Here is a 26,293-nt window from a genome sequence, read left to right as displayed (position 1 = left end):
AAATAAATAATCAATCTGTTTTATTGTTTGCTATTTCGTCATTTATGTGCTTAACAAGCTTAGTTTTAAGGAATCTAGTAAGAGTAAATGCGACTGCCGAAACTAAAACTGTTGGGATAACATAGAGAGAATGTAAACCTAAATCTCTTATTGGGAAAGTGGCAAGTTCTGTAGCAATGGTTATAGCAATAGATATTATTGGCACTTCAATAAGAAGTTTCTTATCGAAAGATGCAACAATATTTATCGGCAACAAAATTATCGGCAAAACAATTAAAATAACAAGCGCTGTGCCAAAGCCAAACTGATCGTTACACCGTGCAAAAATAGCTAACGCTAATGCAAAAGCTAATGCAATCCAACAACCTATTCTGCGCTTCATTGCGTATCCTTTCTCTAAAAAGGGTGTTTGTGTAATTATACAAAATCCTTTAAAAAAAAACAATACTATACGCAAAGATTGCCTAAATTACAGTTACATTTTTGACGCAATTTAAATGCAGTCTAAACGCAGTCTAGTAAACAACAAAACCGTGGTCTTTGAACTGGTTTACAACTCGCTCTTTAAGCGCCCTAGAAGGACCTTTTTGATTCTCAAGAGGGTACGGAATCCTAAGCTCATGCCACTTTGGGCGGCCTAGTTGATGGAAGCCAAGCACGTCGATATGCTCAACAGCATCCCCAAACGAATCGCAAATTTCGGCAACTTTTTCAACGTTTTCTTCGCTGTCGGTCAAACCTGGAACTAGCACAAAACGCACCCAAATCTTCTTACCAGCCTTCGCCAAGCGCTGACCAAAATCAATAGTTGGCTGAAGCAAGCCGCCGGTAACTTTTTTATATGTTTCTTCAGTTCCGGATTTAACGTCAAGAAGGCAAAGATCAATGTCTTCAATCATTTCGTCCGTGTAATTGCGATTCAAAAAGCCGGAAGTATCCAAGCAAGTGTGAACGCCCATTTCTTTTGCAGCACGAAAGACTCTAGATACAAAAGCTGGTTGCATCATGGATTCGCCGCCAGAAAAAGTGATTCCGCCGCCTGTTGCCTTAAAAAGACTTTGATAACGGTCAACTTTTTTAATCATCGCATCTAAGTAGACAGGCTTGCCGTCGCGCATTTTCCAAGTATCAGGATTTTGGCAATACTGGCAGCGAAGCGGGCAACCGCTCATAAACACTGTCATACGAGTTCCAGGGCCGTCAACAGAAGTGTTAATATCCCACGAATGCACGAACCCAATATCGCCTGTTTTAAGAGCTACTAAGCGATCTTTACGATCCAAACCAATTGGCGACTCAAAGCCGGAAAGTCCACCCATTAAAGTTTGACGAGCATACTCTTTTGACTCTTTGAGCATATGCTGAGTAGTAGTACGAAACGCTGTATTTTCAACCACTTTTCTGCCCTCCAAACTTATTTAGCTGTGTGTAACTATTGCAATGTGTAACTGTTGCAACAGTAAACTTGCGTCTAACCGTTGTGCAAATAAGTAAACCGGGAGCGAAGCTAAGCTCGCTCCCGGCGCTCATAGATTAGATGAGTCAGTCAGAGACTGATCCTTGATGGAACGTACGAGAAATAACGTCGAGCTGCTGTTCCTTAGTGAGCTTCACGAAGTTCACTGCGTAGCCAGAAACTCGCACCGTCAAATGCGGGTACTTTTCTGGATGTTCAACTGCATCCTCGAGCTGTTCCTTACGCAACACGTTAATGTTTGCGTGATACAGTCCGTGACCGTTGCCAGCATCCAGAATGCCGACCAAGTTATCAATCCTCTCACTTTCATCTCGACCTAAACCATCAGGAGTAATGGTGTTGGTCAGTGAGATGCCATCGAGGGCATCGTCATAATCAATCTTACCAACAGAAAACATAGATGGAAGCATTCCGTGAGAATCCATTCCATTTTCTGGGTTTGCTCCTGGTGCGTACGGCGTGCCTTTTTTGTGTCCAGATGGGAAAGAACCGGTGTTTTTGCCGTATTCAACGTTAGAAGTAATTGTCAAAATTGATTGTGTCGGCACGGCGTTTCTATACACAGGCAAACGCTTCACCTGGCCCATAACTGTGCTTACAACCCACTTTGCCAAGTCGTCGGCTCGATCATCGTCGTTACCGTAGATTGGGAATTCACCAACCGTCTTGTAACCAACGATTAAGTCGTCATCTGCGCCTTCAATGTACTCGTACTCGTGACCTTCAGTACTCTTAGCATCCTTGTTGTAAATTGGGTAAACCTTTGCATACTTCAAGGCAGCCAAAGAATCCGCTGCAATAGACAAGCCGGACATACCGCAACCAAGCGTACGATAGACTTCCCTATCATGCAAAGCCATTTCAATGGACTCGTAAGCGTACTTATCGTGCATGTAGTGGATTATGTTCAAAGCCTCAATATAAGTCTCGGAAAGCCATTCCAAAGCCTTCTCGTAGTTGGCCTTAACCTTCTCATAATCAAGAGTACCGTCGGCTTCTGGGCGAATTGGTTCAATAACGCCCTTGTCAATAACCTGCATGCCAGTCATTTCGTCGCGACCACCGTTAATAGCGTAAAGCAAAGCCTTAGCGGAATTAACGCGAGCAGCAAAGAACTGCATTTGCTTACCAACACGCATTGGCGAAACGCAGCAAGCAATAGCAGCATCGTCACCCCAGTGCTCACGAATGTCTTTATCTGACTCGTACTGGATTGCAGAAGTATCGATAGAAATTCGTGCGCAGAAACGCTTGTAGGCTTCTGGAAGCTTTGGATCCCAGAAAATAGTGATATTTGGCTCAGGACCAGGTCCCAAATGCTCAAGAGTCAAAGTGTTGAGCAAACGGAAAGAAGTCTTTGTTACGAAAGTGCGACCATCCTCGCTAAAGCCTGCATCTGACCAAGTTGCCCAGTAAGGATCTCCCGAGAAGATTGCGTCGTAATCCTTAGTACGCAAGAAGCGCACAATACGAAGCTTCATAACAAGAGCATCAATAATTTCCTGAGCATCTGTTTCGTTGATTAATCCAGCCTTCAAATCGCGCTCAAAGTAGCAATCAAAGAATGCAGAAACGCGACCGAAGCTCATTGCAGCGCCATCCTGGCTCTTAACAGAAGCAAGGTAGCCCATGTAAGTCCACTGAACAGCTTCCTTAGCGGTTTGAGCTGGACGAGTCAAATCCAAACCGTACTCGTTACCCAAGTTAATAAGCTGCTTCAAAGCCTTAATCTGTTCGTCATGCTCTTCGCGGAAACGAATCCAATGCTCAATTTCAGTCTCGGTAAAATCGTTGCGGTATGGAATCGAATCCTTGTCACGCTTCTTGAACTCAATAAGCATGTTAACGCCGTACAAAGCCACACGACGATAATCGCCAATAATACGACCGCGGCCGTAAGCATCTGGCAAACCGGTTAAAATCTTGTTATGGCGAGCAATCTTAATATTCTTGGTGTAAACGCCAAATACGCCATCGTTATGCGTCTTGCGGTAAACGGTAAAAATCTTCTTAATTTGAGGATCTACTTCCTTACCAGCTTCCTTAATAGCCTGCTCAACCATTCGCCAACCGCCGTTTGGCATCATAGCGCGCTTGCAAGGCTCATCAGTTTGAAGACCTACGATTACGTTATCTACTTCTGGGCTTTCAATATAACCTGCTGGCATGGCGTCAATGCCTGCCGGAATATGAGTTTCAACATCGTATACGCGACGCTCACGCTCAACAGCCAAGTAATTGTCGTCAAGATACTTCCACATATGCTTCGTTTTTTCTGTGGCATTAGCCAAGAAGCTTTCGTCGCCTTCATATGGAGTATAGTTCTTCAAAATGAAGTCACGAACGTCAATATCTTTCTGCCAGTTGCCACTTTCAAAACCGTCCCAAGCTTTGGTGCGAAGATCCTCTTCATTGAGAACGGAAGCATCAACCGATGTCATTTTAAGCTCCTTTTGTAATGCAGCGCACCTTCACGCTGTCTCAATAACAATCTTAAGACATACGTATAAAAGTGCGCGAGGAGTTTTGCAAGAAATCTAGTGAGATATGTCACATTTTATTCGCGAAAAGCGGTTGTAACAGGCATTCTTCGATCCCTACCAAAAGCAATAGCGCTTACTTTTGGACCCAACGGATACTGTCTGCGCTTCCATTCGGCGCGATCCACCAAACGCATAACAGTATCTACCGTATGAGAGTCAAAACCGTCTGCAAGCAAATCAGCCCTTCCGTGAGCATGCTCAATATGAGCTTGTAAAACACGGTCCAGAAGCTCATATTCAGGCAAAGAATCAGAATCTTTTTGATCCGGACGAAGCTCCGCGCTAGGCGGCTTAACAATAGAGTTTACTGGAATCAATATGCCGTCTTTAGGAGCCTGCACCTTTTTAGCATCCTCAAAACCAACAATTTTTAACATACCAATTCCTACTCCAGCTTTAGCCGCACGATTGCGCCAGCGAGAAAGCGCCCAAACACGCGTTTTTAGCAAATCTTTAATAGGAGCATACCCTCCTACCGCATCTCCATAAATTGTTGAATATCCGCAAGCAAGCTCTGATTTATTACCAGTTGCGAGCGCCAACACTCCTAGAGAATTTGAGTAAGCCATTACGATTACTCCGCGAACGCGAGCCTGCAAATTTTCTGCAGCAACACCTTGCAAATCAAGCTGAGACTGAAAAGCTTTAAAAAGCGGTTCAATTGGCTGCACATCGTAGTGTGCACCAATGCGATTTGCTAAATCGCACGCATCATCCTTAGAGCCGTCAGAAGAATACATGCTAGGCATGGAAATTCCGTGAACATTTTCGCCGCCACACGCGTCCGCAGCCATAGTTGCAACTAAAGCTGAATCAATACCGCCAGAAAGACCTAAGCACACGCCTTTAAAACCGTTTTTACGCATGTAGTCGCGAAGACCCAGAACGCAAGCGCTGTAAACTTCTTCGTCCGAATCTAGTTTTGGAGCAATACTAGAAGTTTTTTGAGAAGAAAGCGAAGTGTCAAAATCAATAAAAGACAAGTCTTCAGCAAACATTGGCGAGCGCTCAAGCAAAGTTCCGTCTAAATCAACAACAAAACTTCCGCCGTCAAATACTAAATCGTCTTGGCCACCAACCTGATTCACATACACAACAGGAGCATGAACTTCCGCAGCACGCTTTTTAGCCAAGTTCAAGCGCACATGAGTTTTACCTTCCTCGTAAGGAGAGCCGTTCATTGTTATAAGAGCATCAATACCAAGTTCTGCCAAGCGCGCAACAGGTCCGCCATCTTGCCAAATGTCTTCACAAATAGCAAAACCAAGACGCATATTATTAATTTGCAAAATTTCGCACTTATTTCCGGAAGAGAAAATACGAAACTCGTCAAAAACGCCGTAATTGGGCAAAAAATGCTTATCGTACTTAAGAACTGATTCGCCTTTGTGAAGAACAAGTAGACGGTTACGAGGCTTTCCGGCAGACTCATCGAAACCAACAGTTCCAACTACTACGTAAAGCTCCCCCAAGCCTTCTTCCGAAAGTTTTTTAGCAAGAGACTCTGCAGCTTTTTGCGCAGCCGCACGGAAAGTTCCTCTTAAAGCAAGATCTTCAATCGGATATCCGGTTAATGTCATTTCTGGAAACACAACAATATTCGCACCATTATTTGCGGCGCAAGTTGCGTATTTCACCACTTTTTCAACATTGCTATCAATGTTTCCAACGCAGGTATCTATCTGCGCTAATGCCAATCGCAAAAAACTCATATTTCCTAGTTTAATAGCATGCGTTACGCAAGTAAGCGACGTGTTGAAAAACTTATTTTTTCCCCGCACATGCCGTAAGCACGCGGATTAGTAACACGTCATAAATATTACTAATAAGCAAATTGTAGAATTCTTGATTTTTCTGGCCTATATTGAGAACTCGTTACTCGCGAAGGGGAAAAACGTAAAAACAAAATAAAAAAAAAACAAACAACAAAAACAACAAACAAACAGGTAAACAAAACCACAAACAAGGAGAAGAAAATATGCGCAGGATTAAAGTTATTGCATCACTCACAGCACTCGCAGCGCTGGCAACTTTTGCTTTAAGCGGATGCGGAAGCACTAAAGGCGCAAACGGCGATGATAAGACAATTACCGTAGCAGCAACACCAACCCCACATGCGGAAATTCTTAACAATGTTGTGAAACCAATTTTGAAAAAAGAAGGTTACAAGCTTGTTGTTAAGGAATTCACCGACTACGTTCAGCCAAATGCTGCAACCGAAGAAGGTGAAGTTGACGCAAACTACTACCAGCATCTTCCATACTTGGACAACTACAATAAGGAAAAGGGCTCGCACCTGATTTCAATTGCAGGAATCCATTTTGAACCATTTGGATTGTATCCAGGAAAAACCAAGACGATTAAAGCATTAGCAAACGGAGCAACTGTTGCAGTTCCAAATGATCCTACTAATGAGGCTCGTGCATTGCTTCTTTTGCAGGATGCTGGATTGATTAAGTTGAAGAATCCAAAAGATATTAACTCTACTACAAAAGATATTACTGAGAATCCTAAGAATTTGAAGTTCAAAGAGCTTGACCCGTCTGCAGTTCCAACAGCTATTAAGGATGTTGATCTTGCTGCAATGAACGGAAACTACGCTATTCAGGCTGGTTTTAACCCAACTAAGGATCCTCTTACTTCCGAAAAAGTTGGTGGTCTTGCCGCTAAAACTTACGAAAACATTATTGTTGTAAAGAAGGGTTCACAAAAGCTGGCTAAGATTAAAGCCTTGATTAAAGCTTTGAAAACAAGTGCAGTTCGCGATTATATTACCAAGAATTATAAGGGCGCTGTGCTTCCAGTTTTCTAAAGAATAAAAAGTAGCCACATACTGCCGCAAGGTGTGTTCTTTGCGGCAGTATTTTTAGTATTTTTTAGTTTGTGATATACGTAGAATAGATATTTTAGTTAAGTATTGAACTTACCTAAATTATTTCTAAAAATAATAGCTGTTAGGGAATAAGCATGATTCAGATTGAACATCTTCATAAAAGCTACGGAAAAGGTAGCGAAGCGCATGAAGCATTGCACGATATTAATCTCACCATTGAATCTGGTGAAGTATTCGGAATACTTGGCTCTTCTGGTGCCGGTAAATCTTCATTAGTGCGCTGCATGAATCTGCTTGAGAGGCCAACTTCCGGAAAAGTTATAATTGACGGCAACGATATTACAGAAGTAAAAGATAAAGAGCTTGCTAAAGTTCGCGCGAATATTGGAATGATTTTCCAAAACTTTAGTCTTTTCCAGCAGCGAACAGTATTGCGAAACGTAACTTTTCCGCTTGAACTAAATCACACTCCAAAAAAAGAACGTGAAGAGCGCGCACACTATTTGCTCGACTTAGTTGGATTGCAAAATCTTGCAGACCGCTACCCTAGCCAGCTTTCCGGCGGGCAACAGCAGCGCGTAGCAATCGCTCGAGCCTTGGCAAATAATCCTTCGATTATGCTTTGCGACGAAGCTACAAGCGCACTCGACTCCACTACAACAGCTCAAATACTTGATTTATTGCGCCGAATTAACCGCGAGCTTAACGTAACACTCGTTATTATTACGCACTCGTTGGCAGTTGCTAGAAATATTTGCGACCGTGTGGCAATGATTGACGGCGGAAATATTGTGGAATTAGGAGATACTGCAGAGCTTTTCGCAAATCCACAAAGCGATATTTTGCGCACGCTTATTGCAGACGACAAAGTAGAAAATCATAGAAATAAGAAGAGTTTTACCGAAAACTACACACTTGCAGGCGAGGTGAAGTAAAATGCTAGAAACTGCTACACAATTTATTGATAACTATGGCGATTTACTAATTGAAGGCGTGCAAGATACTTTAGTAATGACTTCTGTTGCAACACTTTTAGCTTATGCAATTGGCCTTCCAATTGGTGTGCTGCTTATTATTTCGGACAAAAAGGGCATTTGCCCAAACGCAACTTTAAGCGCTGTTATTGGCTGGATTGTTAATATTGTGCGCTCAGTGCCGTTTATTATTCTTCTTGTTGCTTTAATTCCGTTCACTCGCCTACTTGTTGGCACATCTCTTGGAGTTCCAGGCGCTATTGTGCCGCTTGTTATTACAGCAGCTCCGTTTGTGGCGCGAATTGTTGAACAGTCTTTGGCAGAAGTTGACGGAAGCTTAATTGAGGCTGCACAAAGCTTTGGAGCAAGCAAACTTCAAATTGTGTGCAAAGTGCTGCTTTGGGAAGCTTTGCCTTCGCTTATTCGCGGCGCTGCTCTTACATTCATAACGCTTTTTGGTTTTAGTGCAATGGCTGGAACAGTTGGAGCTGGCGGACTTGGAGATATTGCAATACGTTACGGCTACCAGCGCTACCAGTACGATGTTATGACGGTTGCCGTGGTGCTCTGCATTATTCTTGTGCAGATTGTGCAAAGCTTGGGAGATTTTATTTCACGCACTATAAATCACCACGAGCGCTAAAACTTACAAACTATAACTTTGTAAAACTAAGGCATGTTGTGAAAACTTTACAAAAACAAAGTCTTCGCAACATGCCTTTAATAAAAAGTGCATGTAATCGTGTAAAATGGCTGATAATTCGACATTTGCAGGGGTGCTTTCTTTTAGAAGGCTGAGATAGGCAAAACCTAACCCTTCGAACCTGTTTAGTTAATACAACGTAGGGAGCAACGATTTTAGTATGACCTCGAATTATCCATACGCCTCAATGCGTGATCAGTTCAATCTCACCGCCTGCTTTATTGCAGACCCAAAAGCTTGTAATAATCGTCCGCTTACCGATATTGTTGATGATGCTTTGCGCGCAGGAGCAACGTTGATTCGTTTGCACGCAAACGATGAAAGCGCAAAAGAAATCACAACTATTGCTCGAGATATTGCGCAAATTATTGAAGACAATAACAAGTGTGATTCAGTAACTTTTGTTATTGACGAGCGAGTTGATGTTGCTTGGCAGGCTAGAAATCAAAGCATTAAAGTTGACGGCGTTCACTTAGCTCAAAGCGACATGGAACCTAGAGAGGCGCGCGCTTTGCTTGGCGAGGATGCTGTTATTGGTTTAACAGTTGAAACAGAAAGCTTAGTTAAGGTTATTAACGAGCTTCCAGATGGTTGCATTGACTACATTTGCGTAAAAGCAATGCGAAACCCAGAAGAGGGGCAAGAAAACTCTACTGCCTCTTACGAACTGGAAGCAAATCACACAACGCTGGACGAAGCAAAAATTAATACGATTTGCTCCGCAAGCGATTTCCCAGTTTTGGTTGGCGGAAGAACTCAGCTTGAAGACGTATCTATGATTGCTCGCACAAAAGCTGCAGGCTTCTTCGTTACAGAACCGATTTATGCTTCGCAAACTCCAGAATCAACAATGCATGATTTTGTTGAAAGCTGGAAGTCGGTGCGCCAAGAAAGCAAGCACGGCTACGCTAAGCGCGTAGTTGTTGACGAAAAAGCTTCAAACTCCGAATCTAACGAAACTGCAGAAAAGAAACCAACTTTTATTAACGCTAAAGAAGCAAAAGAAGCAGCAAAGTTAGCTAAGCAGCAGCGCGTAGATATTGCATCACGCGGATGCACTCAGCGAGACAAGGCTCATATTCGCAAAACTACTCCAGTTCATTTTGAATACGAGTACGGTTCTTACGATTTGGAAGTTCCATACACTGAGATTAAGCTTTCGGACACTCCTGGCGTTGGCCCTAATCCGCCTTTTAAGGATTACAATACTGAAGGTCCAAAGTGCGATCCTAAGGAAGGCTTGGCTCCGCTTCGCCTTGACTGGATTCGTGACCGTGGTGACGTTGTGGAATATGAGGGTCGCAGGCGTAATCTTCAAGACGACGGAAAGCGCGCAATTAAACGCGGTAAGGCTTCTAAAGAATGGCGTGGTCGCACTCATAAGCCAATGAAGGGCGCGGATCATCCGATTACGCAAATGTGGTACGCTCGCCACGGAATCATAACCCCAGAAATGCAGTACGTTGCAACACGCGAAAATTGCGACGTAGAGCTTGTTCGCTCCGAACTTGCAGCAGGACGCGCTGTAATTCCTTGCAATATTAACCATCCTGAGGCAGAGCCTATGATTATTGGCTCACGCTTCTTAACTAAGCTCAACGCAAACATGGGCAATTCTGCCGTAACTTCTTCTATTGACGAAGAAGTTGAAAAGCTTACGTGGGCAACGAAGTGGGGTGCGGATACCGTTATGGATCTTTCCACCGGTAACGATATTCACACGACGCGCGAATGGATTTTGCGCAACTCCCCTGTGCCGATCGGCACTGTGCCAATGTACCAGGCTTTGGAAAAGGTTGAGGATGACGCTTCTAAGCTAAGCTGGGAGCTTTTCCGCGACACTGTTATTGAGCAGTGCGAGCAGGGCGTTGACTACATGACTATTCACGCTGGCGTGCTTCTTCGCTACGTGCCGCTTACTGCAAACCGCGTAACCGGCATTGTTTCTCGAGGCGGCTCGATTATGGCTGAATGGTGCTTACAGCATCATCAAGAAAGCTTCTTGTACACGCACTTTGAAGAATTGTGTGAGATTTTTGCAAAGTACGATGTTGCATTCTCTTTGGGCGACGGTTTGCGTCCAGGTAGCTTGGCTGACGCTAACGATGCGGCTCAGCTTTCCGAACTTATGACACTTGGCGAGCTTACTAAGATTGCTTGGCAGCATGATGTGCAAGTGATGATTGAAGGCCCTGGCCACGTACCATTCGACACTGTGCGCATGAATATTGAAATGGAGAAGGCGATTTGCCAGAATGCTCCATTCTATACGCTTGGTCCTTTGACTACCGACACTGCCCCAGGCTACGATCACATTACTTCAGCAATTGGTGGCGTAGAAATTGCGCGCTACGGCACGGCAATGCTTTGCTACGTAACCCCTAAGGAACATTTGGGATTGCCTAACAAGGATGACGTGAAGCAGGGCGTAATTGCGTACAAGATTGCTTGCCATGCGGCTGATCTTGCTAAGCATCATCCACATGCTATGGATCGCGACAACGCTATTAGTAAGGCTCGTTTTGAGTTCCGCTGGTTGGATCAGTTCAACTTAAGCTACGATCCAGATACCGCAATCGCCTTCCACGACGATACGCTTCCTGCAGAACCAGCAAAAATGGCGCATTTCTGCTCGATGTGCGGACCAAAGTTCTGCTCGATGGCTATTTCGCAAAATATTCGTAAGCGCTTTGGTGGAGCTGCACAGCAGGAGCAGCTTGTTGAAGAAGCTCGAAACCAGGCTATTGCTGACGGCATGAAAGAGATGAGCAAGAAGTTCCAGGAATCTGGCTCGTCGCTTTACCAAAGTGTTAAAGAATAAGCGATAATAAGCGCGAACTTAAGCGCTGTAGGCAAGCTTATGTGAGCTTACAGCGCACGAATTACTTTTTAAAGTAATGAATAAAATACCTACAATGGATAATGCATAACAGAAGAAGGTTGAACAACCGAAGCGAGTTTTATAGCTAGGTTTTGCAAGGAATCTTGCATGGCTTAACTATAAAGCTCGCTTTTTTATTGCTGATTTATTTACCAGCTTAAACTTCACAAAACTTCAATAGAAATAATGCCAACAGGCTCAAGAGGAGCATCAGAGCGATCGGTTGCCACCGACTCGAGCTTATTAACAACGGCCTTCGATTCATCGTCAGCGACTTCGCCGAAAATTGTATGATGACCGTCAAGCCATGGAGTTGGAACGGTTGTGATGAAGAACTGCGAGCCGTTAGTGCCATGCAAACGACCGTCACGACCGCGACGCTTTCCAGCATTTGCCATAGCGAGTAAATAAGGCTTGTTGAACTTCAAGGATGCGTCAATTTCATCGTCAAACTCGTAGCCAGGTCCACCGGTTCCGTTACCAAGTGGGCATCCACCCTGAATCATAAATTCCTTAATAATGCGGTGGAAAGTTAAACCATCGTAAAATGGCTCATGCGAAGGTTTTCCACTGAATGGGTCAAGCCACTCGCGCTCACCGGTAGCTAAGCCAACGAAATTTTTGACGGTTTCAGGCGCTTTGGTATCAAACAGGTTGATTTTAATATCGCCTTCAGAAGTATGCATAATAACTGTAGTCATGTGGCAATTCTCCCATATTTTCGTGACTGTTTCAATTCGTGTTAAATAAAAATATTCGCATACGAAAATGCCCCACCTCGCGGAGTGAAGAAAGATGCGAAGTGGGGCAAGTATTTATTTATTTATTGTCTAGCAAAGCAGCAGGCTTTGCAGGCTTTACATGCTTTGCAGGCTTTGCAGCCTCTCGCCTAGTTGTTGCTATGGCGAGAGATTCCGCGGCGCTTGCTCACGAAGAACGCAGCACCAGCAGCAGCAACAGTAGCAAGCAAGCCAATCACAGACACGTTGCTACCAGTCTTACTAAGCTGAGACACGCCACTCTTCAACACCTGAGCGCGCACAGAAGCACGCACCTGAGCCGCATGAGCCTTAGCAGCGGCCAAAGCCTTACGAGCAGCAGAAAGCTTCTGAGCTGCAGCATCAACCTGAGCCTGAGTTGCATTAGGATCAGCCGCAACCTTCTTAGCCTCAGCCAAAGCAGAGTCCAAAGCAGCTTGAGCTTTAGCAACTTGAGCATCCGCCTGTTTCACAGCCGGCGAATTTTCAACCGCAGCATTCACAGCAGCAGAATTTGCAGCATTAGCAGCGTTTGTGTTACCAGCATTGCCAGCGTTACCGTTGCCAGCATTACCAGGCTGTGAATCAGCTTCAGCACTATCAATCTGAATGTTCAACTCGCCCTTATCCACAGTAGTAGACGCGTTATCATTCACACCAAAGCCAGCGCCGCCAGGGACTGGGCTTGGAGTTGGAGCCGGCTTCAAATCATGCTCAGCCTTCTTCAAATCCTCAGTAGCCTGATTCACCTGATCTTGAGTTGCATTTGGATCATTATTAACTTCGTTAGCATGATCCAAAGCGTGATCATAAGCCTGCTTCTTATCCGAAGGAGCATTATTGTACTCATCCGAATTATGAACATCGCTACCATCGTTAATGCCCTGCTGCAAGTGAGACTTATCAACAGAAGGCGTTGGAGTTGGGGTTGGCTCGACTGGTTTCTTACCATCGAGAGCCTTAGCCGCGTCTTGCAACTTCTTCAAAGCCGCATCCAAAGCTGTCTGCTTATTCTCCTTGGTGTCAAGATGATCGTCTGCGCTAGCCTGCTTCTTACCGGTCAGCTTATCGATAAGCTCCTTAGCATCCTTAAGAGCAGTGTCATAATCAGACTTATTCGTTGCAAACTTATAAGCATCAGATTCTTCAACAGTAGGAGCATTACCAATCTCAGTTTGCAACTTGGTTGTGTCAACACCGTCAAGAGCTAAGCGAGCCTTCACAAGCTTGTCAAGAGCAGCGTCAATCTCCTTTTGCTCTGTTGCTTCTTTATCTGCAGTAGAAATATCAGCATTACCAGCACCATTCAAAACCGTTTTAGCTTCACCTAACGCCTTGTCAAACTCATCCTTCTTAGCCTTAGAAGAAGTGTTGTAAACAGGATTGCCTGGCTTTGCAGGATTTGCTGTAGTATCTGGCTTGAAAGTCTCATCAGAGGCAATCTCAGCTTTAAGTGCATCGGTCTTAAGACCAGCGCTCTGGGCATTAGGGTCGATAGCGCGCATTGCTTTCAGAAGGTCATCATACAAAGTATTGACTTCATCAGCACCCTTAGCATCGCCCTTAACTTTATCGAGTACAGCACCTGAAGCAGTAGAAGCATCATCAAATGCTTTCTTTTGCTCATTTCCGTCTTGCAAGGCCTTGTACTTTTCACCTTTGGCAAACTCATCCGCCTTAGTCTTCAACTCTTCAAGACGAGCCATAGCATTATCGGTGTTTGCAGCATTGGCGAGCGCATCGTCAATGTCGTCAGAAGTTGTACCGTCAGCATTCTTGTGATCAGAAGCGTCAGTGTCTTCAATAATCTTCTTGAAGGCTTCCTTCTGCGCATTATTAAGATGCTTGAAGTCGTCAATCTTCTTCAAAGCTTTCTTAATCTTATCGTTTTTCTTAGCACGATTTACGATTGCTTCAGGATCGCCAGTGTGAGTAGACTGATCAATCTGCTTCTTGTACTCAGTCTTCTCTTCTTCGGTCAATCCAGGAATGTTATCAATCTCTTTCTTGGCTTTATCCTTCTCGGATTGGAAAGTAGTAGCATCAGGATCGTTGGTGTTACCCTTCTTGTTTTCCTTCTGAGCATTGTTAACAGCATCATTGACCTTGCCATTAGCGGTATTGAACTTATCCTTAACGTCGGTAAAATGAGTCAACATTTCAGAAGGCTTGGTAGCGTTATCTATCCGAGTCTTGGCAGTTGTGATAGCAGCTTTTGCCTCATTAATAGCGTTAGTAGCAGCAGTCTTATCGTCAGCTTTGATTGTTGTGTTATCGGTAAGAACCTTTTCAGCAGCTGTAAGCTTATTCTCAAACTCAGCAATCTTGGCATTAGCAGCCTGCCTTGCAGCTTGCTCATTAATTCCATTTTGGCGTGTTGCAGCGTCAATAGCAGCGCGGATTGCGGAGGTTTGAGCGCTGGAAATGTCCTTAATAGCATTTTCCAAAGCAGTGAGTGTGCTATCTTTCTGAGTTGGGTCAGCACCGATTAGCTCCTTAAGAGCCTTATCGTCGTTGTCGCTTTCTCCCTTGCCGTGGCTTAAGAATGGAAGCGCGCCTTCCTTCAAAGCACCTCGAGCGTCGTTAATCGCCTTGGCTTTTTCGATAATATTCTTAACTTCCTCAGAAGTTTGAGCATTATCAATTTCACCTGATAACTTCTTCTTATCGCCAGAATCGCCATCAGTCAGATTGGTCAGGCCTTCGATAGTTTCCTTGGCTTTGGTTTTGTCTTCACCAAGTTGCTTTTTCTGTTCTTTTTCGCGCTGTTCTTTTTCGCGCTTTTCCTTTTCCCTTTTTTCCTTCTGCTTTAGCTGTTCAGGAGTGACAGTACTCGCAGCAGACTGATTATTAGCTTCCTTGAGGATATTCTGGATTTGCTCCTTGGTAGTAGCATCCTCAATCTTCTTCTTGTAATCTTTCTTCTGTGCATCAGTAAGCTTTGGATTGCGGTCAATAAGCTCCTTAGCCTGCTCCTTGAGCTTCTTGAGGTCTTCAGCGGATGGAGCTGGCTTAGACGCTTCCTTCTTCTTGTACAGCTCAGTTGCAGGAACATTGAACAGAACAGTATCGCCATTCTTAAAGTTGACACTCTTAGCATCATCATAGTTGAGAGTAAATGAATCAATACCAGCAGGATTAGAGGTAGACTTAAGCTCAAGGTTCTTAGTGCCAGATTTAGGCGTCCACGTTATGTTATCAAAGTTACCACTATTGCCAGTGATAGTATAACTATCAATTCCTTCACCAGTGTAGTTAGCCTTTAAGAATGCTTTAACAGCTGCTTGAACCTCGTCATCTGTTGCTGCAAAGTCGGAAGCATTTGGATCGCGATCAATTTCAATTGGGCTTGCAGTGTAGATGTACTCAGCCTTTGTAGCATTAGTAAGCTTGGCAATAAGCTCACGAAGCTGCTTCTCATTCATGCCGTTGATAGTGTTGTCACTAGCATCATCAATACCAGCTCGCTTGAAATCGATGTCTGTTACACCACTGGCTTTCTTTGCATCGCGAATCTTTTTAGCAAGATCCTTCAAATCCGAAACAGTGTGATCAACGCCACTAGCATTCTTCTTAACATACAACTCGCTTGCTGGAACAGTGAATAGAGTCTTCAGATTATTATCTCCATTTTCGTAACCTTGTACTTCTAAGACTCCATCATTACCAACATGAATAGTAGTTACACCATTATCGCCATTCTTACCTTTAACGAAACGTTGTAATCCTTTAGTACCTTCTACAGGTGTTATACCTTCAGGCAATACATATGTTTCAACAACTGCAGAATCACTCGTTAAATCTTTACCGTAGTTAGACTTAACAAACTGCTTTAAAGCCTTCATCCAGTCTTGAGGGGTAACGGAATTACCTTCGTATTCTACAGGCTGAACTTTGTACTTATATTGGTCCTTTCCTTGTGGATTATGTTCAGTTTCCTTAGGAGTCTGCTTATCCGGCCTCTGCTTAAAGAACATACCCATTGGATACTTTGCATCTTTGTATCCATTTGCCTTAAATGTGATGTATCCTATACCGTTTTCAACACTATATTCAACGCTATCAATATTTACTTGCGTATTTGGATTCTTAGAATCCTTACCTTTCTTGGCTTTCAATACGTCTTTAATAGGGTCAATCTGCGCAGAATTAGTTGTTAAATCACTTTCAGCCATACTGAATGGGTTGAAGTTGACTTGTATTTGCGAAGCCTGTGCATCAACTGTAAAGGTCTTTTCTTCAGCAACAGGCGTTGAAGGTTCTGGAGCAGGTGCAGTCTTTTCCTTTTCCTTCAAGAATTGCCAAGAAGCAATTTCTGTCGTAGAACCGTCTTCCCACTTGATTGTGGCATTGCCGGTCTTTTTATCAATTGTTAAGTAACCAGTAGAGTCCTTAGTCTTCGCATTCGTGTAGACATCCAAGCCACTATTGGCATCGTCGAATGCTTTCTTAATGGTAGTTACCTCAGTATCGGTAATATTCGTGAGGTTATCAACCGTAATCATATCCGGCACAGAATATGGCGCCCAATCAGCGATTTTTGGTCCTTGATACACCAGTTGATCGTAAGGAATGGTCAGCGAAGAGCCGTCCTTGTAATTAATAGTCAATTCCTGCTTATTGTTATCAAACGTATAAGCATCAGCGTCTTGATCCTTAACTTTATTAAGGAATTCTTTGCCTGTATTAGCTTTCTTAAAGCCTTCAATAATCGCCTTCTGATCCGCATCGCTCAAACTCTTAGGATTCACAACGCCAATCGGAGCAGGATACGCAGGTGGGAACTTAACGTTATCTTTTTTATCTTCTACTACAAGCAACTTTCCAGGCATAACAAGAGTTGTATTATCCTTGAACTTAAGCGTTGCAGTACCATCTGCATCAACTTTTATGCCAGCAGTTCCGTCAAGCAAATCCTTGAAGTGTGGAGTTTTGTTGTTGGCATCATTGATTGCTGTCTTAACTTTGTTCTGTTCTTCAGTAGTCAGTGAATTAACATTCGCAACTGGAGTCTGCGTTGGATACTTAACCTTCAAACTGTCTGCAATCTTTGGAGCGCGATGAATCTGACCAGTAGCAATATGCCAGTTACCAGCAAAACGATACACACCAGCACCAAAACGCAAAGGATGCTCATCACGCTGTTGCCATGCTTGTTCGGTAAGTTCTGCAACGTAGGTCATTTGATAATAACGCTTACCTGCAGACTCCCAGTCGACAAACATTCCCTGCATACCTTTTGTAGCATCGTAAAACTCTGTCCAGTTACCAGCGGTATCGCCTTTATTATCGTAGCCTTTGTTATTACCACCATCGATACCAAGCAGCGTTTTCAAACCGTTCATAGAAGTAAGCTTGCTTGGATCGGTAATATAGAAGTTAGAAATACCCTTCCAATCCTTTGAATTAGCATAATGTTTGGTAACGTTATCGCTATCTTTACGAATGCCAGGAGTTGAAGGAGCAGACGCGCTCGTATCAGTGTATTTTTCAAAACGACTATAATTAATATCGTGTACGTCAGTTAAACCAGCTGGAACACCGTACCACCACATAGGACGGAATGCCCACCTATCAAAAGTGTTTCCATCTTTATTAAGATTTGCAATGTACTTTACATGTACATATTTGCCTAAAGGATCTTGTTTAGCAATATTGTCTTCTTCGGCATCTTTCATATTGCTATAGTAATGAACCTCGATCTTAATTCGATCTTTACTGTAATCTGCGTCAGACTTGTAACCGTAGTAAATATTATTACCGTCAGGGCTCACATAACCGTCAGCATAGGCAGGAGCAGGAGAAACGAATACCCCCCCCCCAAGCACCATAGCACCTGCGAGCATTGCAGCGCACACGCTCTTAGAAAGTGGCGCATAAGACGTACTCTTAGCAGACTTAAGTAAATCAGCAAAACTATTTGCGTTAATATTATTCTTCTTCATTATTTCTTTTACTCCGTTTATTCAACCGAGAGATTTTGCGTATTAAATCAAACTCGGCAAATTAGCGTTTTTCCTACCAATTAGTGTCATCATACTGCCTAAATCACAGTGCCAACGTTTTAATATGTGTTCAGCACATCAGATTTTTAGCAATCTGAAACCAGCACAGCCAGTATTTTACTCAAAAATTCATACATTTCAAGCACTTTTATATGTGATTTTCGCTACTTTTAGAGCAAAACTAATAGTTACGTTATTTGTGCAAAAATTAGTTTACGCTTACTTAAGATACGGCTTTAACTCGTTAATAAGCAAACCGTTAGAAGCAACTACATCATTTTCGCGTCGCCAATGAATAGGGCTTCCATCCCACTGGCAAAACTGCCCCTGCGCCTCTTCCACAACCACAGCTCCAGCAGAAACAGCTGGAATATCCCACTGGTGCAAATGCGGCTCAAAGTAAGCGTCGTACGTGCCGTCAGCCACCTTGCACAAGTCGAGCGAAGCCGGACCAATGCGCTTAATATCAGCCGGACAGCCTTCCTCAAGCAAAGAAACTACGTCAAGCGAACGCTTAGATTCGCCCGGTATATAAGACATTCCGTAGCAAACCACAGAACCGCGCAAAGTCGACGTAGTGGAAGGCGTAATCTTCTCACGCTTCTCTCCTTGCGGAGTCCTACGAATGCGAATAGCACCTTGGCCTTTCGCAGCAAGATAAGTCAACCCTAAAGCCGGCGCATGAACCACGCCAAGCACAGGGCGAGCTGAACCTTCATCGTTAAATTCAAACAACGAAACAGTGATAGTCCACTCAGCCATATCACGATTAAAATTAATAGCGCCGTCAACGTTTCCAACGCACCAAAAACGGTCTCCAGGATTGCAATGTTCCGGCCTAGTGCGCCAAAAACCTTGGAAAGGATTCACGTAGGTTAAACGGTTTTGAATAAAGCGCACGAGCTTGTCGGCAAAACCAGATTCAGATTGCGTAGAACCACCCAAAGCAAGCGACGTCATATCTTGAGGACTTAACTGATCCTGATACGCATGTTTACCAACGTCTTCCAAAATACGCGCAACTTCAAGCGCAACTTCTCGTAAATTCAACTTACACTCCCTACCCTTCGTACGCAAATTTCAACGTAAACTATTGAATCTCCTGCGTTTACGCACACTTTTCTCTCAAAAACTAACTGTTATTTTACTAATCAATAGAAAGATTTACCAACACATTCATGCTCTGTGGATAAAAGCTACAGAACTTTCACAAAAAATTTAATCATTAATCTTTAGTCATTGCTTCATTATTTTACATTGCTTATGTACATTCATCAACTTTTCGTTTTATAAATGCAAGATTTATTTTGCATCTCAATATGTTTCGTAATTCATTCGAGGAATATTCGTGTGGTGAGATTCGAGATTTTTCGCACTGAACGAGACGAACGTCAGAGCCGTAGGCTGCTGATTCGTCGAGCGAAGAAGAAAAATCGAAAAATCTCTGCGATAAAACGAGGTTATTAATGGTTAGCACGCAGAGTTTGGGGGATTTCTTTACGAGCACTAAAAGAGGACTGAGAAGCTACATTCTTTAAAGAAAGGCGAACACAATAAACGCCTTTAACAGCCAGAGCGCCCGAAGGACGGGACGTGCGAGGAGAGAAATCCCCCAAACTCGCGCCACAGTAAACAAGAGACATTCAAAAACTGATTAATTCGCATTCAAAAAACGCAATACAGCACTTAAATCGCGAGTAAGAATATGGTAAGGAGTAGCCGCTTGAACTGCTGGTTTTGCGCAAAAAGCCACGCCTAATCCGGCGAATTTAATCATTGAAATATCATTCGCCCCATCCCCCACGGCAACAGTTTGCTCGCGCTCAACGCCAAAATCACTCGCCCAAGCTCTAAGGGATTCAACTTTTGCATTAGCGTTAATAATATTTCCTAGCACGTTTCCTGTAAGCTTGCCGTCAATAGACTCTAAATGGTGAGCAACCCAAAAATCAATATTCAAACTCGGTAGAAATTCGTCCAAAATATCGTGAAAACCACCAGAAACTGCGCCAACTTTCCAACCGCGCGCATGAAGAGCGTCAATTAAAACATTCGCGCCTTTAGTTGCGTGAATTTTAGAAATAATACGCTTTTTGCACTCGTCAATATTTAAGCCGCGAAGCATACTTACGCGCGAACGCAAAGAGTCGTCGAAAGTGATTTCTCCACGCATTGCGCGCGCTGTAATCGCAGAAAGATCCTTGCCACAGCAAGCTTCCTCACCGAGTAAATCAATAACTTCTTCTTCAATAAGCGTTGCATCAACATCCATAACCAAAAGCCCCGGCTTGGCTAAAGTTGGCAATAGAGAAGAAAAGTTCGTGCTCATAATTTTATGCGCAATAATTATGCGCAGTAGGCTTCGGCAGAAAGCCTTGCTCCGCGCGCCCAATCTGCCGCTTTCATAGCTTTCTTACCTTGCGCTTTTACTTCCAAAAGCTCAAGCGCGCCGCTTAAAGTACCAATCCAAACTTGCTTTTTGCCGGCAAGCAATTTTCCAGGATTAAGCTTCATCAATTCTTCAGAATGCGGATCGTTAGAGTCTGCAGGCTTTGCGCGCAAAACATGCAAAGTAATCGGCTCTGCGTTATTCTCGTCGTCCGCATGAAGCTCGCACCACGCGCCCGGATTTGGCGTACATGCGCGAATTTGACGATCAACCGCAAAATCCGGCGCATGAAAATCAATGTGAGCATCTTCAACCGTGATTTTTTGCGCAACTTCTTGAGGAGACTGATCCTGCTCAACCGGCACGATTTCGCCAGTTTCCATGCCACGAAGAGATGCTGCAAGAAGAGGCGCACCGTCGATTGCAAGCCTAGAAAGAAGATCGCCAGAATTTTCGCGAGTATCAATTTTTGTAGTAAACTGCGCCAAAATAGGGCCGCAATCCATGCCGCGCGTAATGCGAAAAACAGTAGCACCTGTAATATCATCCCCAGCCCAAATTGCGCGCTGAACAGGAGCTGCACCTCGCCACTGCGGAAGAAGCGAAAAATGAAGATTATACCAGCCGAGCGGCAACGCGTCTAAAACGTTTTGGCGCAAAATCTTGCCGTATGCCACAACCGCTGCAGCTTTCGCGCCAGTTTCGGCAAGCTTATTAAGGAAGTTAGCTTCGTCTTTATTAGGGTCAATTTCGATTACTGGCAAGCCGAGCTCAAGAGCAGCTTGTTTTACTGGGCTTGGCACAAGCTTTCTGCCGCGACCGGTTGGAGCGTCCGGACGCGTAAGAACGGCACGAACATCAAAATGCTCACTATCTTTAGCTAGCTCACGAAGAGATGGAACAGCAACTTCCGGAGTGCCTGCAAACAAAATTGGTAATGCCATATTTCCTCTATTTTTAATAGACGTAAAAATTCGACTGCAAAATCAGACTGCAAAAATTATCCAGCAAAAAATTATCCAGCAAAAGCTTCCTTTAATTTACTAAAAAAACCTTTTCGCTCACCCGACTGCTCGTCAAGCGAATTTTGCTTAACATGCTTTACGTCACCGTCATGCAAATTAGCAAACTTACTAATAAGCGAACGCTCTTCTGCACTAAGTTTCGTTGGAATCTGAACCAAAACATGAACAATAATATTGCCGCGATCTTTAGAACGAAGCTTCGTAACTCCAAGATTTTCAAGAGTTACAGTGTCGTCACTCTGACATCCAGCAGGAATTTCAAGCTTTTGAGATCCGTCAAAAGTTTCGATTTCAACATCGTGACCAAGCACAGCCCAGCTCATAGGAACAGTAATCCAGCAATGCAAATCGTCGCCGTTTCGCGTAAACTGCTTGTCGGCGCGAATGTGAATATCAACATACAAGTCTCCAGCAGGGCCGCCACACTCTCCAACGCTACCTTGAGAAGCAAGACGCAAACGGCTGCCATCTCGAATACCTGCAGGAACGTTCACACCAACTTCGCGAACCGCGCGAACTCGTCCGCGACCACGGCAGTTTTGGCACGGATTTTTAATAATCGTGCCGTGACCTTCGCACTTGTCGCAAGGCATTGAAGAAACCATTTGACCGAGCATTGTGCGCACAACCTTCTGACAGAAGCCAGTTCCATGACACTGCGAGCACTGCTCCGGAGCAGAATTTGCGGAATCTGCAGAACCAGAACCACTGCAATCTTGGCACACTCCAAAAGCAGTTATACGAACACTCACATTTCCGCCAAAAATAGCCGTTTTCAAATCAATCTTAGCTTCAGCTAAAGAGTCCTCACCAGGCTGAACCCTAGAAATTGGGCCTTGCGAAGTTCCAAAAGAGCCACCAAAGAACTGGCTAAAAATATCACCCATGCCCATGTCTGCAAATCCAGCGCCTGAAGCTCCAGCACTTCCTGCAGAAGGATCGTTAGGGTCGACGCCCATATCTACCATTCGACGCTTTTCTGGATTAGAAAGCACGTCGTAAGCTGCGTTTACTTCCTTAAACTTTTCTTCAAACTCAGCGCCTGCAATATCCGGATGATACTTGCGGCTCATCTTACGGTAGGCTTTGCGAATTTCGTCGTCGCTAGCGTTATGATCAACACCTAAAATCTTGTAGTAATCAGTCAATTAATTCCCCTTTTACCTTTTCATAAATCATTTTTGCATAAGGCACAGCCAGCTATAAAACAGCTAATTTTAAGAATTTTCGGATATAAACGAATTAAGGTAGCGCGCAACAGCCTTAACAGCTGTCATAGTTGCCGCATAATCCATGTGAGTAGGGCCAATTGAGCCAATAAACGCGGAATCAGAATCAGCATTGTAGCCGTAAACGCTTGTTACAACAGACGCATTAAGCAAACCAGGAGTGTGTGTTTCCGAGCCGATTGCAACACTAACTCCGCTTTCGCAATCACTCGCTTCCTCACTTAAAGAAGTCATAAGTCGCATAATAACAGCCTGCTCTTCAAGTGCGTCAAAAAGGGAAGCAAAATCGCCAATACTTTGCCTATGCGCAAGTTGGGAAGCCCCCGCCATATACAAGTCATGAGTGTGTTCTCCGTCGTGCATGTCTTCTAAAGCGTTAGCAAGTTGACTAATAATTTGCAAAGCTGACGCTAAATCCTTGCGATTTGCAAGCAAATAAACGCGCTTAGAAGCATCTAAAATGGATGCTCCAACGCAGCTCTCATTAACCATATTAACTAAATGCAATAAGTCGTCTGGATTTATGTTAGAGGCTTGAATCATGTGCTGGGCTACGCCTCCAGCGTCTGTAATTACAACAACCAGAAGCGTAGAAGACGATACTTGAACAATCTCAATTCTTTTTACTTTCGATTTAGATAATGCTGGAGACGCGACTAGCGCGACTTGACCGGTAATACTTGCAAGAAGACGCGCAGAACGTTGCAAAGTATCTTGCAAACTAACAGATCCGCTTAAAAAGTTACGTATAGCGCGACGTTGAGGTTCAGAAAGCGGAATAACTGCAGCCATGCCGTCAACAAAATAGCGATACCCCTTTTGGGTAGGAATGCGTCCTGCAGAAGTGTGCGGCTGCACAAGGTAACCTTCTTCTTCCAAGGCAGACATATCGTTACGAATAGTCGCAGAACTTACTCCAAGCTGATGATGCTTTGCAAGAGCTGCAGAACCAACAGGCTCTTGAGAACGAATATAATCCTCCACAACTGCGCGCAAAATCATCATGCGTCGTGACTGCATTACCGCTCCTTAATAAATAACAAATACGTCTAAATACTATATTTCTAATATTCTTAGTATTTCTAATATTCTTATAATAGTCTATTTCTTAGCACTCAACAGAACATAAAAGCAAACTATTAGCAGAACTCAAAAGCAAACTCACAACAGAACATAAAAGCAAACTTTTGACACACTTTGTAACATATTCGTCGCGCGCGAAAGATAGGATTGAAGGGCAATGAGAGGGTAAAAAGCCAGCGTAAGCTGTGCTTAAAAACCCGAATTATTGGAAGGAAAGTAGATCACATGACCGATTTCAACTGGTCTGCATTAGACGAGCGCGCCGTAAAGATGGCGAAGGTTCTCTCGGCTGATGCTGTTGAGCGAGCAGGACACGGACATCCTGGCTCCCCTGTTTCATTGGCACCAATTGCGTACACCCTGTACCAGCATTTCATTAAGCACGATCCTGCTGACCCAAAGTGGGCCGGCCGCGATCGTTTTATTCTTTCTGGCGGTCACGCTTCGCTTACGCAATACGTGCAGTTGTTCTTCTCTGGTTACGGCTTGACTCTTGACGATCTCAAGTATTTCCGTGGCGGCGCTGACACGCGTACTCCAGGCCACCCAGAGTATGGCTTAACCCCAGGCATCGAAATGACCACCGGCCCACTCGGCCAGGGTCTTGCCTCCGCTGTTGGTTTCGCTTACGGCCAGCGTTTTGAGCGCGGGCTTCTTGACCCAGAAGCTCCAGCCGGCACTTCCCCATTCGATCACAAGGTATGGGTTATCTGCGGCGAAGGCGACGTTGAGGAAGGCGTTTCTTCTGAAGCTGCTTCCTTGGCTGGAAACCAGAAGCTCGGCAATTTGACCGTAATCTTCGATGCAAACCACATTCAGATTGAAGGCGACACCAAGCTCACCTTCTCTGAAGATATTCTTGCTCGTTACCGTGCATACGGTTGGTACACCGATGAAGTTAGCTTCATCCAGCCAGACGGCTCCTACAAGGAAGACGTTCAGGCTTTGGCTGCTGCTATTGAAAAGGCTCAGGAAGTTACCGACAAGCCTCACTTCATTAAGGTTAATACTTTGATTGCTTGGCCAACCCCAGGCAAGACCGACAACGAAGCTTCCCACGGCTCCAAGCTTGGCGAGGAAGCTGTGAAGGGCTTGAAGGAACTTTGCGGTTTCGACCCAGAAGTTTCGTTCCCAATCGACGAAGAAGCTTTGGCTCACGCTCGCAAGGTTGCAGAGCGCGGCTTGGCTGCTCACAAGGCTTGGGATGAAGCTCTTGCAAAGTGGGCTGCTGCCAACCCAGATAAGGCTGCTCTTTACGAGCGTCTTAAGGCCGGCAAGCTTCCTGAAGGCTTCGACAAGGCTATTGACGACTTGGTTGCTGGCTTCGAAGTTGGCTCTAAGGTTGCTACTCGTAAGGCTTCCGGCGCAGTTCTTAACGCAATTGCTGCTGTTATGCCAGAACTTTGGGGCGGTTCCGCTGATTTGGGCGGCTCCAACAACACCAACATTAAGGGCGCTGACTCCTTCGGTCCATCCGAAGACGCAACCCGCACTTGGCCAAACGTTTCCGAGCACGGCCGTCAGCTTCACTTCGGTGTGCGCGAGTTCGCAATGGGTGCTATTACCAACGGTATTTTGCTTGGTTCTGACACTCGCCCATTCAACGGCACCTTCTTCCAGTTCTCTGACTACGAGCGCCCAGCAGTTCGCTTGGCTGCTTTGATGGAGATTCCAAACCTCTACGTTTGGACCCACGATTCCGTAGCTTTGGGTGAAGATGGTCCAACTCACCAGCCAATCGAACACTTGGCTGCTTTCCGCGCTATTCCTCAGCTTGAGGTTGTGCGCCCAGCAGACGAGTACGAAACTGCTGAAGCTTACCGCTACTTCTTCGAGAAGAAGAACAGCTACCCAACTGCCATGATTTTGACTCGCCAGGGCGTTCCAACCCTCGCTGAGACTGCTGAAAAGGCTCGCGAAGGCGTGAAGCACGGCGCTTACGTTTTGGTTGATTGCGAAGGCACTCCAGACGTAATCATCATGGCAACCGGTTCCGAAGTTCAGTGGGCTGTTGCCGGCGCCAAGACTTTGGCAGCTGAAGGCATTAAGGCTCGCGTTCTTTCTATGCCATCTCTCGAATGGTTCGAAGAGCAGGACGAAGAGTACAAGGAAGCAATCTTGCCAAAGTCCGTTAAGGCTCGCGTTTCCATCGAAGCTGGCTTGGCATTGCCTTGGTACAAGTATCTTGGCGATTGCGGCAAGGCTGTTTCTATCGAACAGTACGGCTTGCAGGGTGACGGCGGTCAGAACATGATCGACTTGGGCATTACTGCTGAGCATGTAGTAGAAGCTGCTAAGGCTTCTATCGAAGAAGCTCGCGCTTAAGATAAAGTAAGCAAAATAAAAAAATCTTGATGTATCAAAATAAAATTGGTATGTCACAAAACTCGAAG

General features: G+C 44.6%; 16 protein-coding genes and 1 riboswitch. Of the genes, 5 read left to right on the top strand and 11 right to left on the bottom strand.

The window, feature by feature from the left end:
* Positions 1-10: 10 nt before the first annotated feature.
* From CGSMWGV1500E_RS04305 to CGSMWGV1500E_RS04320, 4 genes are all read right to left on the bottom strand, one after another.
* Positions 11-382, bottom strand: coding sequence for a hypothetical protein (locus CGSMWGV1500E_RS04305; protein WP_004127264.1), 372 nt, complete (start codon positions 380-382; stop codon positions 11-13).
* 133 nt (positions 383-515) lie between these two features.
* Positions 516-1,397: a pyruvate formate-lyase-activating protein gene (gene pflA / locus CGSMWGV1500E_RS04310; protein ID WP_004127262.1), complete on the bottom strand. Its 882-nt coding sequence runs from the start codon at positions 1,395-1,397 to the stop codon at positions 516-518.
* A 145-nt stretch (positions 1,398-1,542) separates the two neighbouring features.
* The gene (gene pflB, locus CGSMWGV1500E_RS04315; RefSeq protein WP_004127260.1) at positions 1,543-3,918 is read right to left on the bottom strand and encodes a formate C-acetyltransferase; all 2,376 of its coding nucleotides are present in this window, start codon (positions 3,916-3,918) and stop codon (positions 1,543-1,545) included.
* 116 nt (positions 3,919-4,034) lie between these two features.
* On the bottom strand, positions 4,035-5,732 hold the full coding sequence (locus CGSMWGV1500E_RS04320; protein WP_004127257.1) for an NAD+ synthase: 1,698 nt from the start codon (positions 5,730-5,732) through the stop codon (positions 4,035-4,037).
* A gap of 266 nt (positions 5,733-5,998) precedes the next feature.
* On the opposite strand from CGSMWGV1500E_RS04320, the gene CGSMWGV1500E_RS04325 reads away from it, so the two are divergent.
* The 4 genes from CGSMWGV1500E_RS04325 to thiC all read left to right on the top strand — a co-directional run bounded on the left by CGSMWGV1500E_RS04325 (position 5,999) and on the right by thiC (position 11,351).
* Complete coding sequence (locus tag CGSMWGV1500E_RS04325; protein WP_004127254.1) at positions 5,999-6,832, top strand: MetQ/NlpA family ABC transporter substrate-binding protein; 834 nt, start codon at positions 5,999-6,001, stop codon at positions 6,830-6,832.
* A 155-nt stretch (positions 6,833-6,987) separates the two neighbouring features.
* The gene (locus CGSMWGV1500E_RS04330) at positions 6,988-7,788 is read left to right on the top strand and encodes a methionine ABC transporter ATP-binding protein (protein ID WP_004127252.1); all 801 of its coding nucleotides are present in this window, start codon (positions 6,988-6,990) and stop codon (positions 7,786-7,788) included.
* 1 nt (position 7,789) lies between these two features.
* A complete protein-coding gene (locus CGSMWGV1500E_RS04335; RefSeq protein WP_004127249.1) occupies positions 7,790-8,470 on the top strand; it encodes a methionine ABC transporter permease in 681 nt (226 codons plus the stop codon).
* A 119-nt stretch (positions 8,471-8,589) separates the two neighbouring features.
* A riboswitch (TPP riboswitch) is annotated at positions 8,590-8,693 on the top strand.
* The gene (thiC, locus tag CGSMWGV1500E_RS04340) at positions 8,691-11,351 is read left to right on the top strand and encodes a phosphomethylpyrimidine synthase ThiC (RefSeq protein WP_004127246.1); all 2,661 of its coding nucleotides are present in this window, start codon (positions 8,691-8,693) and stop codon (positions 11,349-11,351) included. It overlaps the preceding riboswitch by 3 nt.
* A 224-nt stretch (positions 11,352-11,575) precedes the next feature.
* Here thiC and CGSMWGV1500E_RS04345 read toward each other — a convergent pair whose 3' ends face one another.
* The 7 genes from CGSMWGV1500E_RS04345 to hrcA all read right to left on the bottom strand — a co-directional run bounded on the left by CGSMWGV1500E_RS04345 (position 11,576) and on the right by hrcA (position 23,822).
* Entirely contained in the window at positions 11,576-12,112 is a 537-nt protein-coding gene (locus CGSMWGV1500E_RS04345; RefSeq protein ID WP_004127243.1) for a peptidylprolyl isomerase, read from the bottom strand.
* Positions 12,113-12,300: 188 nt separating this feature from the next.
* Positions 12,301-18,114, bottom strand: a complete 5,814-nt coding sequence (locus tag CGSMWGV1500E_RS04350; protein ID WP_004127237.1) for a GA module-containing protein — start codon at positions 18,112-18,114, stop codon at positions 12,301-12,303.
* A gap of 279 nt (positions 18,115-18,393) precedes the next feature.
* Positions 18,394-19,224 carry an inositol monophosphatase family protein gene (locus CGSMWGV1500E_RS04355; RefSeq protein WP_004127234.1) on the bottom strand — a complete coding sequence of 277 codons (831 nt, stop codon included), beginning with the start codon at positions 19,222-19,224 and terminating at the stop codon, positions 18,394-18,396.
* A 604-nt stretch (positions 19,225-19,828) separates the two neighbouring features.
* The gene (gene serB, locus CGSMWGV1500E_RS04360; RefSeq protein ID WP_032843405.1) at positions 19,829-20,503 is read right to left on the bottom strand and encodes a phosphoserine phosphatase SerB; all 675 of its coding nucleotides are present in this window, start codon (positions 20,501-20,503) and stop codon (positions 19,829-19,831) included.
* A 17-nt stretch (positions 20,504-20,520) separates the two neighbouring features.
* Positions 20,521-21,507 carry a methionyl-tRNA formyltransferase gene (gene fmt / locus CGSMWGV1500E_RS04365; protein ID WP_004127229.1) on the bottom strand — a complete coding sequence of 329 codons (987 nt, stop codon included), beginning with the start codon at positions 21,505-21,507 and terminating at the stop codon, positions 20,521-20,523.
* 71 nt (positions 21,508-21,578) lie between these two features.
* The gene (dnaJ, locus tag CGSMWGV1500E_RS04370; RefSeq protein WP_004127226.1) at positions 21,579-22,736 is read right to left on the bottom strand and encodes a molecular chaperone DnaJ; all 1,158 of its coding nucleotides are present in this window, start codon (positions 22,734-22,736) and stop codon (positions 21,579-21,581) included.
* A gap of 69 nt (positions 22,737-22,805) precedes the next feature.
* Positions 22,806-23,822, bottom strand: coding sequence for a heat-inducible transcriptional repressor HrcA (gene hrcA / locus CGSMWGV1500E_RS04375; RefSeq protein ID WP_004127223.1), 1,017 nt, complete (start codon positions 23,820-23,822; stop codon positions 22,806-22,808).
* 303 nt (positions 23,823-24,125) lie between these two features.
* Between hrcA and tkt the strand changes: the two genes are divergently transcribed.
* Complete coding sequence (gene tkt / locus CGSMWGV1500E_RS04380) at positions 24,126-26,225, top strand: transketolase (RefSeq protein WP_004127221.1); 2,100 nt, start codon at positions 24,126-24,128, stop codon at positions 26,223-26,225.
* Positions 26,226-26,293: the final 68 nt, after the last annotated feature.

Source organism: Gardnerella vaginalis 1500E (genome assembly GCF_000263595.1).
In the GTDB taxonomy this organism is placed as follows: domain Bacteria; phylum Actinomycetota; class Actinomycetes; order Actinomycetales; family Bifidobacteriaceae; genus Bifidobacterium; species Bifidobacterium vaginale_E.
This window is presented reverse-complemented; position numbering and strand designations above follow the sequence as displayed.